This window comes from Pedobacter sp. A2324, from assembly GCF_059693705.1.
The window spans coordinates 1,002,516-1,018,591 of record NZ_JCASSK010000001.1; the positions used below are offsets into that span (position 1 = coordinate 1,002,516).

Genomic DNA, 16,076 nt, shown 5'->3' on the forward strand with positions numbered 1-16,076 from the left:
TATCCTAAAACAGATATTTTAGTCCATTAAACTTTTCGAGGATATTGCAACTGCTAAACAAAGAATAAAATAATTAAAACCATTACCAGAAAATACCTTGTTAATTGGAATCTCAATCATACCATTTTAATTACATTCAATGCTGCTAACCAATAAAAGTAATAGGCTGAAATCTATAAAAAATATTCTAACGCTGCTGGAAACCCCGTTTTATTCGAGGTGGCAATTAGTACTGATTTTCAATTTGATATTTGCACTACAAGCCTCTCAGGCTCAGGAAAAGATTGTTCAAACTAGCCCAGACCACAAAGTCAGACTGGAATTTCAAGTAACAAAAGGAAAACCATCTTACCAAATCTCATATCAAGGCGTAAATTTTATATCCAATTCTCCCTTAGGTTTAATTACTTCAGTCGGAGATTTTACCAAAGGTCTTAAAATCATAAGCCATCAGGTGAAGCAAATTAAGGAGAGTTACAATTTGGTTCATTCAAAGGTGAGCAGGGTTAACTATAGTGCTACCCAACTCACTTGTTGGCTGACTAACGAAAAAAAGAATGCCATTAAGATTATTTTTAGAATTGCGAATCAAGATGTCGCTTTCAGTTATTATCTTCCAAAAAGAGTCAATGGGAAAGTAGATTGTACGATTGAGGCCGAAGCAACTGGTTTTAAGTTGCCAAACGGAACGACAACTTTTCTAACACCACAAGCGCCCGCAGGAAGTGGCTGGGAAAACACGAAGCCCTCTTATGAAGAAAAATATACCATAGAAGAGCCGATCAATACCAAATCTAAATATGATCTCGGTTATACTTACCCAGCACTTTTTCATCTGGGTAATAAAGGTTGGGTGATGATTTCGGAGACAGGTGTTGGAGAAAATTACCTCGGGACTAGAATAAGCGACTCAAAAAATGGAATTTATCATGTTTCATTTCCCCAGGCGAGTGAAAATCGAGGAGTCGGCTCGCAGAAGGTGAATGGCAAATTACCACTACAGACATCTTGGAAAACAATAACCCTAAGCACGAAACTAAATGCTATAGTTGAATCTACAGTATCTACAGATGTGGTTAAGCCACTTACATCCCGAACAAAAGTCTTTAACCCTGGCAGGGCAACATGGAGTTGGATAGTCTGGCAGGATGCGAGTTGTAACTATAGCGATCAGATAGCTTATATCGACCTTGCAGCTACTCTAAAATGTGAATATGTGCTCATCGATGCGCTATGGGATAAGCAGATTGGACGAGAAAAGATGGTTGAACTTGTAAATTATGCTAAGGGGAAAAATGTCGGCATATTATTGTGGTACAATTCAAATGGAGAATGGAATAATGCACCACAAACGCCTAAAAATTTGATGAACACTGGCAGTGCTAGAGAAAAAGAGATGCAATGGCTGCAAAAGATAGGGGTTAAAGGAATGAAGATAGATTTTTTTGGCGGTGATAAGCAATTGACAATGAAACTTTATCACGATATTCTGATGGATGCAGAGAGATATGGCCTGAGCGTAAATTTCCATGGAACTACTTTACCTCGGGGTTGGGAACGTATGTATGCAGGTTTTGCAACCAGCGAATCAGTAATGGCTTCTGAAAATTTGGTATTTAGCCAGGATTTTGCTGACCATTATGCGCAAACGGCAACCATATATCCCTTTACCAGAAATGCTGTAGCTTCTATGGACTTCGGGCCGGTTTTTTTAAACGATCGGTTAAATAGGGATCCAAATAAGGGGACCATCCGAAAAACTACGGATGCCTTTGAAATGGCAACTGCTGTACTTTTCTTTTCTGCTATACAACACTGGGGCATTACACCGGAAAATTTGAAAGAAAAGCCGGCCTATCTATTTGATTTCCTTAAAGTAGTTCCCACTGTATGGGATGAGACGAAATTAATTGATGGCTATCCGGGCAAGTTTTGCATCATTGCTAGAAGAAAGGGCATCAAATGGTATATCGCCGCGGTGAATGGAGACAGTGAGGCAAAAAAACTGGATATAAAGCTTCCAATGATGGCTGAAAAAAAGGCGCTTGTTATCAGCGACGATGGCGGTAAAAATAGCAAATGCTCCAGCACTACATTTGATAAAGATGGATCGTTTGAATTAAAGCTATCTGGCAATGGTGGAGCAGTTATATATATGCAGTAGGCTTATAAAAAAAACTTTCATGCAGCGGACAGCAACAATGGGATAATCAATGATGTAAATAGATAGATATTTTACTCAACTCGTTTGCCAGCAAAGTAAAGTTTCAAAGATCTGGAATCTAATTTGACCGGTTTGGAAAATCAACGGTTACAAGCCGATTTGAGAAGAAAATGTTTGTCATACGCCTACTTAGGTGTATGGTCAAAATTATCTGGAGTCATTATATATTATTTATTTAAAAAAAGAGTATAAACTTTTTCTTTTTCTCTCATTATAACTAGATAACCAAATTAGAAAACTTTAGAATTGATAGGCTGATCAAAATTGTTACAAAAACGCCGGTTCATTATCTGGATGACAAAACAATCTCAATATCTCATCAAGTGGCATCCGTAATATTATAAAAAATTAAGGGTCTTTTTTACTGCAAACATCCTTGCGCCTTAGCGCCAGAAAAGCAGATAAAGAATTACCAAAGCAATTAAATTAACCAAATATACATGAAAGCAAATTTTACCCATTACTTCGCGAACTTTGTTCGCATCAGGGAAAACACGTTAAAATGGGGTAGTCTCATCGTGTTTTTTACTGCAATTTTTCTTTTTCCAAACAACGCTTCCGCCCAGGACAAGGTGGTAACAGGTTTGGTGACAGAGCAATCTGGTGAAGCCCTTGCTGGAGTAAGCGTGCGCTTGCAGGGCTCGCAGACCATTGTGAATACAATAGGCAGTGGAAAGTTCTCCATCAGAATTCCAAAAACAAACGCTAAACCGATTCTAGTGGTAAGTTATATCGGTTATGTAACTCAGCAAATTGATCTCGGGCCGCGTACAAATGTGACGATTGTTTTAAAGCAATCTACCAGTGACCTGAATGATGTTGTTGTAGTTGGCTATGGTAGTTCAAGGAAAAAGGATTTGACTGGGGCAGTGGGCGTGGTGAAAATGGAGGATGTCAATAAGGCGCCTGTATATTCCCTTGATCAAGCTTTGGCGGGAAGGGTAGCCGGCGTCCAGGTGACCTCACCCGATGGGCAGCCTGGTGCCGCCTCAGAGATTCTCATTCGCGGTACTGGCTCGGTAACATCAGGAGCAGGACCACTTTACGTTGTGGATGGTTTCCCTCAGGAAGATAACGCCTTCAATAGTATCAACCCCAGTGACGTAGAGTCTATTACCATTTTGAAAGATGCTTCCTCAACGGCAATCTACGGCGCAAGGGGGGCTAATGGGGTAGTAGTGATTACAACGAAAAGAGGACAAGCTGGGACGCCAAACATATCTTTTAAGGGCTATGCAGGTGTTCAGGAAGTGCTAAAAAAGATGGACCTATTGAGTGCGTATGATTTCGTGAGGTTGCAGCAGGACATTAGTCCAGCCTATGCCAGAGGCGTTTACTTCACGGATGGCAAAACGCTTGAATCCTACAGGAATGTGGAAACAGTAGACTGGCAGGATAAGGTTTTTCAACTAGCGCCTTTTCAGAATTATAGCCTAACCATGTCAGGACGTGCCAATGAAACAAATTATTATATATCCGGAAACTATGTAGATCAAAAGGGGTTAGTGATTGCCAGTGGCTTCAAGCGATATCAAGGGCGTATTACTTTGGATCAAAACCTTGGTTCCAAATTCAGGGTAGGCGTAGTTGCCAATTATGCAGCAAGCAAATCTTATGGCAACCAGACTAATACCCAATCTCAAGGCATTGGTTCTGGAACTCAAAACAGTGTACAATTTAACCTCCTTCAAAGTGTCTGGAGTTACAGGCCGATCAACAGTTCAGGCAACCTGGATGCATTGGAAAATAGCTTTCAGGATGATGAGGCAGGAGACCGGGATTTGGATCGTCTAAACCCTTACTTGCTCGCGCTGAATACAGTTAATGATAATTATGTTAACAATCTCCAGACCAATGGTTTCGTGGAATATAAAATTTTCAAAAATTTAAAACTTCGTAGTACCGCTGGTATTAATTACAATACCGGTAGTGCAGAGTTCTTTAACAATACCTTTACAAGAGGAGGGAGTCCATTAACCAATCAAGGTGCGCTCAACGGAATGAGCGGCGGAATAAATTCATTTAACAGCACTAGCTTTTTGAATGAAAATACATTGACTTATGATAAAAAGATTGGAAAGGACCATACCATCAATGCCTTGGTTGGTTTTACCAATCAGCGTAGTACATTCAAAACCAGTGCGTTCTCAGCTATTCAGGTACCAAATGAAAAATTGGGCGTATCTGGACTGGATGAGGGTACCCCTTTCAGTGTAGGCTCTTTTACAAGTGAAAATACACTTGCATCGTTCTTAGGAAGGGTGAATTATGGTTACAAGGATAAATACCTGATCACTGCCTCCATTCGTTCAGATGGATCATCAAAATTTTATGAAGGACATAAATGGGGATACTTTCCAACAGGAGCGGTTGCCTGGAAAATCACCAGTGAGGATTTTATGAAAAACCTCAAAGCAATCAGTACTGCTAAGTTGAGGGCATCTTATGGTATAACCGGAAACAATAGGGTGAGTGATTATGCTTATGCTTCTCCAGTTGTATTGTCGGGATCCGGTACCACTACCCGTTATTCTTTCAATGGCACGATATCCAATGGTGCGATTCCTACCAAAATGTTTAATCCAGATCTTAAGTGGGAGACTTCCAGGATGCTGGATATAGGAATGGAGGTCGGAATTTTGAAGGATCGGTTCTATTTAGAGGTGGATTATTATAAAAAGAAAACTTACGATTTGCTGCTTACCTCTAACATTCCTTCAAGTTTAGGTTTTAACACGACGGTCGAAAATGTTGGAGACATCCAAAATGAAGGATTGGAATTTTCATTCAATTCCAATAATATCAAAACCACAAATTTTTCTTGGTCAACGAATTTAAATATCTCATTTAATAAAAATAAGGTTTTAGCACTATCGAGAAATCAACAGGTGAGAGAAGAGCTTTCGGCATCGTCTACCTTTGGAAGTGACTATGCCAGTCAGCCTCTTTACATCGCCAAGGTAGGCCAACAGGTGGCGCAGTTTTTTGGTTATGTATACGACGGTCTATATAGACTTGCGGACTTTGATGTAATCAGAAACGGTACTGAAACCACTTATCGCCTTAAAAGTACCATGGCTTATCCAGGAACAAATCCAACTTCGGTTAAACCTGGCGATGTGAAATTTAAGGATCTCAATAATGATGGCATCATCAATGAAAATGATTATGCGGTGATCGGAAATCCATATCCAAAGCACATTGGCGGTATTTCTAATAACTTCACCTACAAGGCATTCGATCTGAATGTATTCTTTCAATGGTCCTATGGAAATGATGTTTATAACGGAAACAGGACTGTCAACGAAGGTCAGTCAAATGGTGATGCCAGAGGGTTGGGCTTGAATATGTTCGCGAGCTATGCCGATTACTGGACACTTCAAAATGATGGGGGACAATACCCAGGAGCTAATGCTACGGCATTCGGAATCCGTTCGTTCAGCTCCAGATTTGTTGAAGATGCATCTTATCTGAGATTGAAGACCGTATCATTGGGATATAACTTCGATCGCAAGCTGCTCCAAAAGGTTAAGATATCAAACGCCAGGCTATATGTTTCGGCACAAAATCTTTATACCTGGACGAATTACACCGGGCCAGATCCTGAGGTATCAACAAAGAATACCGCTACTACTCCCGGATTTGATTTTTCTCCCTACCCAAGAGCAAGGGTTGTGGTGTTTGGTTTAAATGTTACCCTTTAATATTACATTCATGAAATACTATATTCTACTGATATTGAGCATTAGCAGCATCTTTATGCTGGGATCATGCAAAAAGTACCTGGCAACTGAGCCTACCGACTTCGCCATTACTTCTAATTATTATTCCAACAAGACCGAAATCGATTATGCGATTGCTGGAATTTACTCAAACCTAAAAAATTCTGCACTAAGCAGGGACTGGATGCAGGCTGCAAATGCATCCAGTGATGAAGGATATCACAGGACAGCGCCAAATGGGCCAGCCACCTTCTCATCAACAGCGGGTAACAGTATTATCACCAACTACTGGGATAACTGTTATGCGAGCATCAACTTTATCAATAACTTTTTGGAGAACATCGGGAACTCTGCCGGAAGGGTGGATCAGTCAACAATAGATAAAGCAACCGGGGAGGCCTATTTTTTACGGGGATACTATTATTTTCTATTGGCGCAATGGTACGGAGGTGTACCCTTAAGATTGACAGCATCCAAGAACGTAGAAGAAGGACAGCTGGCCAAGTCGACTTTGAAGGAAGTTTATGATCAGATCATAACAGATATGGTCAAAGCCGAAGGCTTATTGAAAGACCAAACCTTTGCCAGTCTGGGTTATTCGGACCGGGTTACCCAGGATGCCGTACAGGGAATTCTGGCCAGAGTTTGCCTGCATGCAGCAGGTGAGCCTTTAAAAGACGTCGCCAGATATCAGGATGCATTATTCTGGTCAAATAAATTGATCACTTCGAATAAGCATAGCTTGCTTCCGCAATTCAGTAAGGTATTTGCTGATGAGGCAAAGAATCTTTACAATTCAGAGAATATCTGGGAACTTGGCTACTCTTATAATGGACCAGCTGTAACTCAAAATCAAGGTGGGCCCGTGGCTTGCTTCGTCGGGGTGAGAATGATTTCTGAGGCCGTTACACCCACCAGGGGTATTGATACCGGATTTTGTGAGGGGAACGTTGTTGTGCATCCAAGGCTTTTCAAATCTTATCAGCCTGGTGATTTGAGAAGGGACCGCACGATCGCCAACTATAATTTTACCAGTACGACCACCAGTGCTGTAGTGGTACGTAATTTCGTTGCTGAGAATTTATTGTGGGAACGTTTCCCGGCAAAGTGGCGCAGGGAAGAAGAAGATTTGATCAGCAGGGGTACACTTCGCACCAGCGCCATCAATTTTCCATTATTGCGTTATTCTGATGTCTTGTTGATGTTCGCAGAGGCAGAGAATTATGTTAACGGCCCTACTACTGCGGCATTAAATGCGATCAATCAGGTTAGAAGACGTGCATTCAGTACAACCAATATCATCAATAGTGTGGACGTAGTAAATGCGGCATCTACGAATTTTACATCTGTACCGCTGATTACTTCCACTGGAGGTGGAGGAAGTGGCGCGTCATTGGTGGCCTTTGTCACCTCTGGAAAATTGTCCATCACGGTCATTAATCAGGGTTCAGGGTATACCTCAGCTCCGATAATTACAATAGGTAGGGGTAGCTGGGTAGCGGCTACCAGCTATCAGCTAAATGACTATGTAGCGGTAGGGACCAGGCAGTATCGCGTCACGACGGCGGGAACAGCAACTTCGGTTGCACCTACCAATACCGCCGGAGCTTCTGCTGCAGCGCAGACTGGTGCTGTTTTCACTTACGTGGGGGAAAGGCCAACATCGATCACAGCAAACTTAAGCAACCATGCAAGTACAATTGACCTTGCCTCCATGAGCAAATCACAGCTTGATCAGGCTATCCGGGATGAAAGGTTCAGAGAACTTGCTTTTGAATGTTTGCGCTATCAGGACCTTAAAAGGTGGGGAACCCTTTACAATGTGGTCAGAGGACTTGCCACGGACATTGGGGGAGGCGATCCCGCAATACCAGCGGCTCCGGCCACCACAAGTGCCAGTGCCATTTCACCGGTAAACCAGATCACTACTTCTAGTATTATATGGCCAATACCATTGAAAGAGATAACATTAAATAAAAAAATCGTGCAAAACCCTGGCTATTAATCGCCCATTAAGCTATAAACAATGAAAACGAAATTTTCACTATATACCATACTTGCAATTACAATTGTATTTGCATCCTCTTGCCGCAAGGATTACAATCTTGAGGAACCAGCATTTGAGGTAACTGCAAATAAAACCACGGTGGCGGTCAACGAGAATATTGAATTCAGTATTCAGGGTGTACCGGATAATATCAGCTTTTATTCCGGAGAACCTGGCAAGGAATATGCCAATATCGCACGTGTAACAGCGCCTGATGCCCGTAATATTATCCATTTTACCACCCAGCTGACTGCACTTGCGTCAGGAAATATTGGACAAACCAATAACCTCCGTTTATTTGTTTCCAATGATTTTTCCGGAAGGCTTGACTCCGCCAGTATTAGAAGTGCTACATGGACAGACATTAGCTCTCGGGCAAAGTTTCCCGCGCCAACAAGCACTACAGCGGTGGTATCTGATTCAATAAATGTCGCTGATCTCAGGACCTCAAGAGATTCCCTATATGTGGCTTTCCGATACATGAGTACGACAAATTCCGCTGCATCTAGGGCGCGTAGATGGACGATGAGCAAGTTTATCTTTCAGAATAAATTTCCTAACGGCACCGTTTTTACTCATGGTACGGTGGATACCGATAATAAACTTGCTGGCTTCAATAGCTTTAGTTTTAAAGGTACTTCGGTAAAGGATTCGCTTAAATGGTCATTCTCTACAACGGCGAGCTTCGAGGCTGGAGTGAACGAGCTGAGCGATGAAGATTGGTTGATATCCCGCGGCTTCAAAGCATCCTCTATTGCCTCAGATAAGGCAGTGGGCGTGAAAAAGTTTTCGGCAGTCGTTGATAAATTTATATATTCTTTTGCCAGACGCGGAACCTATCTGGTGACCTTTGTTGCGAATAATGCCTCGGCTGACGGCGTGAAGGAAATTGTAAAACAGCTCACTATAACGGTTAATTAGGCACACTATCATTTAAACTTATTTCAAATGAGAAATCTCATATTTATATTTTTTGTGCTGCTGATCTCGGCTTGCAAAAAAGATCAAAAAGTAGCTCCAACACTAAGCTTTATCGTTAATGCACGCGCAGTTGGTGATGCACCTTTTACGGTCAGGCCACCGCAGAGCAATAGTGATGGAAATTTCACGTATACCAGCAGTAATAGTGGTGTGGCTACAGTTTCAGGGAATACTATAACTATTTTGGGTGCAGGAACGACTACGATAAAAGCCGTTCAATCAAGTTCAGGGGATTTCGATGCAGGAGAAGTAGAAACCGTTTTTACGGTAGTTCCTTCGGGAACTTTTGTTGCCGGACAGTTTTATGCTGGTGGAATCATTGTTCATCTCCTTACAGTAGCTGGCGTACAACGTGGTTATGTGGTATCAGAAGATGACATATCACCGTCAGCTCCCTGGACCCCTGAATCCCTTGAAGCCACTACTGCTACAGGTACTGCAGTCGGTACCGGAGCTTCTAATACCACCAAGATCATCACTTTACTAGGATCCGGAAATTATGCTGCTAAATTGTGCGCAGACTATCGGGGCGGTGGTTACTCTGATTGGTTTCTGCCATCTTCAGCCGAACTTGCGTATTTGGGCTTGAGAAAGTCAGTTGTTGGAAATATTCCGGAAACTGTTTATTGGTCTTCCTCAGAAATACAGACAAATGTTGCCAATGCAAACTATGTTTTCATGGGACCAGGCACTGTATCCTCAACATCCAGTTTTAGCAAGCTATATAAGTATAAAGTCAGAGCATTCCGTTATTTCTAACCTTTAAACGCAAATATTAACAAGTTAATAAAAATGGATGTAAGAGCAAAAGTTAAATTTATGCTAAAGAAAGAACTTTTTTCAATCAGACTCAGTAGAACCAAATGTTCCGTATTGATTGGCATCATGGGGTTGATGGTTTTATTTTCCCAAGCTGCATACTCCCAAAAGGGAAATACCGATTTAATAATATTTGGCAATTCTCAGTCTGAAGGCTTACACCAGCTTAAGGCCGTCGAATCTGAAGTCATTGAGGGAGGGTTGTTTGAACCAGCGAGACTGCTCCTGCCAAAAAAAGTTCCCAGCTTCGATGGAGGAACATTATCATTCAAAATGAAAGTAGACCCAACTCTTCAGAATTATTTCAGCGTAAAGTTTTGGGGATCGGACATGGATCGTTCCATGCTTATGCTCTTTGCAGAAGGAAAGCAGGTCGGTTACCGCCATCTTGGTGATATTGGCTTACTTTATCTGGGGAACGGAGAAGTGCCTCTAAAGGACAGGTTTTTTTACGTTACACTTCCTATACCACTTAACCTCACCATTGGAAAAAGGGAAATAAATCTTGAGATACGTTCTTATGGCGAGATTTGGGGATATGGAACCACATTTGATAAGTATCAAAAAAACATGAGCTCAGGTTCGCTTGGCTTATACAACGCTTATTCACATACAAGTACTAAACTGGAGCCGGGGAAAAAAGAAGTTCAAGGTAAAGCCCCATCCAACCCTCAGACCAGGAAAGAACCGGATGATGAGGTTATGGTTCAACTTAAAAAAAGGGTAAATAATGAACTTAACGCTGCGTTGAAGCAAAATCGCCCGATCAACCAGTTGGAAATTATGTTTCTTTCAGCTGCCTACAAAATAAAATGGACTACTGCCTATCATAACAAGTTATTAGTTGATAAGATAATTTTAGGCATTGATGAGCACTACCGGAAATATCTGAAGGACCCAAAGATCCTTTATTCTGATCCAAATATCTATAATGGGGATTGGTTAGTAACCGGCCCGATCGCGAGGGCCATCACGCAGCTCTGGACTGAGATCAACCCTGAGCTTGAAAAAACTTTTGATGACGGGAAGGGTACACAGATTAATCGTAGAAAAGCATGGTCAGTGCTTATGGATGAAGCCGTCAAACATAGCGCGACCCATCGCAGGCAATACACAAATCAATCCATGATCGTAGATCTTTTCATGTTTGATTGTAATGAGGCGCTCATGCTTCTAGACAGCAGCAAGGCATTGCCTCGGGAGAAAACGTTAGATTACCTCTATCAATCAGTGGGATTAAAGCCATGGTTAGGTAAGGAAACTGCAAATGGTCCGGAAAAAATTCTTGGGGAAAATTACCTCCAGACTACAGCTAAGGGGTTAACTAAGGAGCTTGGCTATGTTGGTAATTATGGAGAAGTATTAGACTGGGTTGTTGATATTTACAATTCTACAGGAAAGGATGGTGTAGCAAACTCAGGAGATAAGCAAATCAGAGCGCAGCTCTTAAAGATGATGAAGGCAAGAACTTATTTTAGATATCCAGCTGAGGATGATGATGGTTATAAAGCGATGCGCATGGAGTCAGTTGTAGGATGGAGAGATGATCAACATTATCCCGGTGATGTGATATATGGGGACCGTTACCTGGCTTGGGATGCCAGCCCGCTTATGACTGCCGCCTCTACTCATGATACGCTCGCCATAGGCATTGCGCAACAGATGATCAAAGATAACCAGTTTTTTAAGGCTGTAGCGAATAAACTTAAAATGGGTGGACTTAGGGTAACGAAGAGTTTAATTACTATCCCGGATGACTATGAATGGATAAAGGCTCAAAAACCGACTAAAGTGCAATTGCCAATGTCAGCGGCAATGCCTGATTTTGTTTTTTCAGACGAAGAGGACGGGGTAGTGGCAGTTAAAAATGGAAAAGAAAGGCTTTATGCCTCACTTTATTGGAGAGCAAGGTATGGAGTTAACGGTCTTGCCAAGGTTCATTTCATGACTCTAGAAAATGATTTCATCTCTAACATCTATATTCAATCAGAATTTGAGGATTCGGGCTTGAAATATAAGCGACCGAACTGGGTGAATTTGGCATTTTCTGGTGGTCGTGAATGGTATCCTGGATTAGAATCTGCACATGCAGGCGAGGAATTGCCCATAGCTAAGATACCGCAGGGTGTTAAATTTAAAGCCGGAGATGAGAATGTTTATGCTGGGAAAGCAGATCTCTACACAATGGTTTATGGTAATTATCTTATTGCAATGAATACACAAAAAGACAAGGAGTCTGAATTTATAGTGCCAAACGAATTTAGATCATCGACAGATTTGGTAACCAAAAAAAATATTGGTGTTCAAAATAAGCTTAAGATTGCTGCATCTTCAACCATTGTGTTATACAGAAAGTAGTAATGATTTTATCAAATTATTTATACAGTAATAGGCTAATGTGCCTATTACTGTATATTGAACTTTAGTAATTTCTCACCATACCATTATCTGACCCAAAAATTCTGCAAGATTCTAAATGGAATTTTTAGGCCAAAAATCCCACCACTCCAGATATCATCCTTTTGAACAAACGGTATCTTAAATCTTGATCCTAAACGCTCAATCACTTCTTGCCCATTCAACAAATATCAAAATAAGCTGCCTTCAATTAGAGGATGATGTGATAAACAAAGATATTTTCCACCTTTAGGATGCAAAATTAATCAACTCTGGTCTTATTCTGATTTCTCGTTAATTTGTTTAAATCGAAATATTTTTATTGATTCTTCAAAGAAAAATGATATTTGTAATCAGAATCATTTTTAATAGGTGCTTTAAGATAAATTTTAATAAAATTGAACATTGTGTTGCTAAACCGGTTTAGGTTTTTTATGTTTGGAATACCAAATGTAAATCTATGTGCTTGATAGACTCTGTAAAGGCCTCTACGTTGACTTTAAATATACAACAGGCCTTTCAAAATATTCTTTTGTACAGCTATAAAGGAATCTATAATTGCCAGAGATTTTGTTTTGAAACAACAACTTAATCAAACAGCATGCAATCCACCAATTCATCTTTGAAAGAATGCGCAGACGTAGCGCTAGTAAAGCTTTGGGAAAAAACTATTATGGGTGATCGGGGAGCGTTCTCAGAGCTTTATCGAAAACTATACTCGCCATTGCTTGCTTATTCCTACAAAATTTTACGGGATGAGGATCTCTCAAATGACCTGCTTCAGGAACTTTTCCTAAAGTTCTGGATCAATCGGGAGAAAATAGGGATCATATCCAATGTTAAGGCTTATTTTTTCAAATCTACAAGATCAAATTTGCTCAACCATATTCGGATAACTAATGCCAAGAATCAGAAGCTTACCTTGATTCCACAAGTAGAGACTGAATGTTGTGAGGAACAATTGATTATGCTCTCCGAAAGAGGCTTAGAAATAAGTCTTAAGCTTTTAAAGGCGATTGATACCTTACCGAGAAAGCAGAGAGAGGCGGTCCACCTTCGGTTTTATGAGGGGCTCGACTATAATCAAATCGCTAAGGTAACCGGGGTTCGCTATCAAACTGTCGTTAACCATGTTTACCGGGCAACGCAAGCCTTGAGAGAGCTCAGTTCACTCAAACTCATATATGCTGCGTAATACAGCCTCTATTTGCTATATGCCTTACAACATGAGATCAAAAATAAAATTTATGAAACTAAAATTGCCACACTTTTTTCCTATTATCCAGGGCGATTACCTAAAAGCATTTACTCAGATAGGTTATTTGATTGTTTTAACTAGTATTTTTATTTGTTGTAAAGAAATCGCGCCTGCGGATGAAGAGGTAGCCGGGATGAGGGAAATTGCAAGCGTTGAGGTGAATGCCTCTTCAATAGTCCATCCTGCAATGCTTCATAAAAAATCTGATTTCAATTTTATAAAATCTAAGCTGACAGCAAATTTGCAGCCATGGAAATCAGGATTTGATAAACTTTCTGCAAGCACTTACGTATCGCTTACCTACCTTCCCAAGCCTACCGTGAAAATCATTCGTGGGGGCGGTACCAGGGAGGAGGCTGAAGGTGATAATTATGGCAATGCCTACCGTGATGCCGCTGCAGCATACCAGTGCGGATTAATGTATAACCTTACTGGTGACATAAAATATGCCGATAAGACAGTGGAAATACTCAATTCATGGGCCGCGGTTAATAAAAGTATTAATGGTGATTCAAATAGATTTCTAGCTTCCGGTATATATGGCTATCAGTTTGCGAATGCGGCTGAGCTTGTAAGGGGATACTCAGGCTGGAATCCAGATGACTTCAAAGCTTTTCAAAATTGGATGACTGGCGTATGGTATCCACTTTCGCTTGATTTTTTACAGCGACATAACGGAACGTGCGCTTCTCATTATTGGACCAACTGGGATATTGCCAATATGAATACTGTTCTTGCCATAGGAATTCTTGTTGATGACCAAAGCAAAATTGATTATGCAGTCAATTATTTCAAGAACGGGATAGGAACTGGTAACATTCATAATGCCGTTATTCATAGGCACCAGGTCGGCGATGAGGATTTAGGGCAAGGACAGGAGTCTGGTAGAGATCAGGGACACGCAACCCTTAATATATCTCTATATGGAACATTTTGTCAGATGGCCTATAATATCGGGATTGACCTATTTTCTTACGATAATAATCGGGTTCTGGCCTTATCAGAATACACCGCGAAGTACAATGTTAATACTACCAACATTGTGCCATTTAGCCCTTATAAAAATTGTGATCCTGTAAGCCTAACGCCAGAACACACAGTGATTTCCAGTGTTGCAAGAGGTACTCTTCGCCCATCGTGGGAATTAATCTACAACCATTATGTGAAGGTTAAAGGTTTAGGCGCAAAGTATAGCCAACAATTTGCCGAAAAAGTCAGGCCTGAAGGCGGTGGTGGAAATTATGGTCCTAATAGTGGGGGATTTGATCAGCTAGGCTTTGGCACACTGATGTATACAAAATAACAATAAAAGGTATCGCAATTCGGTGGAATGTATTTTTTCTTACCGGATTTATTACCGAATTTCAAAACTTATGAATAATACAGATTACCGAAACATGAGATCATGGTTTCCAGTTTTTCTTTTAACTGTCATTACATTTACTTCTTGTAAGTCGTATGCGCAACTTAATGTTCAAAAGGAAATAGACTATTGCGCTCGCCAAGCAAAGAAAACGCTTAAGTTGATACCTGAAGGCACTACAAATATTCCCAGAAGTGTTTTGCCGGGGACGGATACATGGCGTTTCGTGGATTATAAGGACTGGTGTAGTGGATTTTGGCCAGGCACGCTATGGTATACTTTTGAAGGAACAAACGATCAAGCGCTTCGAACTTCAGCTGACGGGTTTACACATGAACTCCAATCACTCTCTATGCAAAAGGCGATAGATCATGATCTGGGTTTTCAGGTTTTTAATAGCTATGGGAACGGGTATCGCCTAACCAAAAACCCAGCGTATAAACAGGTTATTTTAGCCACCGCAGACACACTTGCAACACTTTTCAACCCAAAGGTGGGCACCATACTTTCCTGGCCGCGATCCGTAGAACACATGGACTGGCCCCAGCATAATACAATTATTGATAACATGATCAATCTGGAGCTTTTATTCTGGGCTTCAAAAAACGGTGGGCACAAAGCACTTTATGATATGGCGTTATCCCATGCCAAAAAAACGATGGAAAATCATTTTAGAGCAGATTTTTCTGCCTATCATGCCGTGGTATACGATCGGTTTACAGGAAAGAAAATCAAAGGGCTGACCCATCAGGGATACGCCGACAATTCAATGTGGGCCCGTGGTCAATCCTGGGCAATATACGGCTTCACGATGTGTTACCGTGAAACGCGTGATACATCCTTCTTAAGTTTTGCCCAGAAGGTAAGTGATGTATATTTAAAAAAGCTTCCTACGGACCTGGTTCCATACTGGGATTTTAATGATCCTGCCATTCCAAATGCCCCTCGTGATGCTTCAGCAGCAGCGGTAGTCGCTTCTGCTTTATTGGAGCTGTCCACGTTTGTTCAAGATCAAAAAAAAGCAGCTCATTACCGTAGGGCTGCCGAAAAAATGCTTACCTCTCTTTCTTCAGATCGTTACAAAAGCGGTTCAGTCAACACCGCATTTTTACTTCATTCTACAGGGCATAAGCCGAATGGCTCTGAAGTGGATACATCCATTATATATGCGGACTATTATTACATTGAAGCACTTACCAGACTAGCAAAGCTGCAGAAAGGTAAATCATTAAACCAGAATCTGCTATAGATTCTCTATTAGATAA

General features: G+C 41.1%; 9 protein-coding genes. All 9 read left to right on the forward strand.

Translation table 11 applies throughout. The annotated features are described in order from the left end of the window. Positions 1-244: 244 nt before the first annotated feature. The 9 genes from AC570I_RS04170 to AC570I_RS04210 all read left to right on the forward strand — a co-directional run bounded on the left by AC570I_RS04170 (position 245) and on the right by AC570I_RS04210 (position 16,060). Positions 245-2,164 (forward strand): glycoside hydrolase family 97 protein, encoded by a 1,920-nt coding sequence (locus AC570I_RS04170; RefSeq protein ID WP_497404473.1) that lies wholly within the window; start codon positions 245-247, stop codon positions 2,162-2,164. Positions 2,165-2,664: 500 nt separating this feature from the next. Then, positions 2,665-5,928 (forward strand): SusC/RagA family TonB-linked outer membrane protein, encoded by a 3,264-nt coding sequence (locus AC570I_RS04175; protein ID WP_497404474.1) that lies wholly within the window; start codon positions 2,665-2,667, stop codon positions 5,926-5,928. Between the two features lie 10 nt (positions 5,929-5,938). Then, positions 5,939-7,951: a RagB/SusD family nutrient uptake outer membrane protein gene (locus tag AC570I_RS04180; RefSeq protein ID WP_497404475.1), complete on the forward strand. Its 2,013-nt coding sequence runs from the start codon at positions 5,939-5,941 to the stop codon at positions 7,949-7,951. A 21-nt stretch (positions 7,952-7,972) separates the two neighbouring features. Beyond that, entirely contained in the window at positions 7,973-8,914 is a 942-nt protein-coding gene (locus AC570I_RS04185; RefSeq protein WP_497404476.1) for a DUF5017 domain-containing protein, read from the forward strand. A gap of 27 nt (positions 8,915-8,941) precedes the next feature. After that, positions 8,942-9,733: an Ig-like domain-containing protein gene (locus tag AC570I_RS04190; RefSeq protein WP_497404477.1), complete on the forward strand. Its 792-nt coding sequence runs from the start codon at positions 8,942-8,944 to the stop codon at positions 9,731-9,733. 60 nt (positions 9,734-9,793) lie between these two features. After that, positions 9,794-12,151 (forward strand): hypothetical protein, encoded by a 2,358-nt coding sequence (locus AC570I_RS04195; RefSeq protein ID WP_497404478.1) that lies wholly within the window; start codon positions 9,794-9,796, stop codon positions 12,149-12,151. A 640-nt stretch (positions 12,152-12,791) separates the two neighbouring features. Then, complete coding sequence (locus AC570I_RS04200; RefSeq protein WP_497404479.1) at positions 12,792-13,385, forward strand: RNA polymerase sigma factor; 594 nt, start codon at positions 12,792-12,794, stop codon at positions 13,383-13,385. 52 nt (positions 13,386-13,437) lie between these two features. Beyond that, positions 13,438-14,751 (forward strand): alginate lyase family protein, encoded by a 1,314-nt coding sequence (locus AC570I_RS04205; RefSeq protein WP_497404480.1) that lies wholly within the window; start codon positions 13,438-13,440, stop codon positions 14,749-14,751. A 70-nt stretch (positions 14,752-14,821) separates the two neighbouring features. Beyond that, positions 14,822-16,060 (forward strand): glycoside hydrolase family 88 protein, encoded by a 1,239-nt coding sequence (locus AC570I_RS04210; RefSeq protein ID WP_497404481.1) that lies wholly within the window; start codon positions 14,822-14,824, stop codon positions 16,058-16,060. The last annotated feature ends 16 nt before the right edge of the window (positions 16,061-16,076 follow it).

Bases quoted from the DNA above. Each gene is read 5' to 3' on its own strand.
- AC570I_RS04210 (WP_497404481.1), top strand. From the start codon at position 14,822: ATGAATAATACAGATTACCGAAACATGAGATCATGGTTTCCAGTTTTT.
- AC570I_RS04205 (WP_497404480.1), top strand. From the start codon at position 13,438: ATGAAACTAAAATTGCCACACTTTTTTCCTATTATCCAGGGCGATTAC.
- AC570I_RS04185 (WP_497404476.1), top strand. From the start codon at position 7,973: ATGAAAACGAAATTTTCACTATATACCATACTTGCAATTACAATTGTA.
- AC570I_RS04180 (WP_497404475.1), top strand. From the start codon at position 5,939: ATGAAATACTATATTCTACTGATATTGAGCATTAGCAGCATCTTTATG.
- AC570I_RS04195 (WP_497404478.1), top strand. From the start codon at position 9,794: ATGCTAAAGAAAGAACTTTTTTCAATCAGACTCAGTAGAACCAAATGT.
- AC570I_RS04175 (WP_497404474.1), top strand. From the start codon at position 2,665: ATGAAAGCAAATTTTACCCATTACTTCGCGAACTTTGTTCGCATCAGG.
- AC570I_RS04200 (WP_497404479.1), top strand. From the start codon at position 12,792: ATGCAATCCACCAATTCATCTTTGAAAGAATGCGCAGACGTAGCGCTA.
- AC570I_RS04190 (WP_497404477.1), top strand. From the start codon at position 8,942: ATGAGAAATCTCATATTTATATTTTTTGTGCTGCTGATCTCGGCTTGC.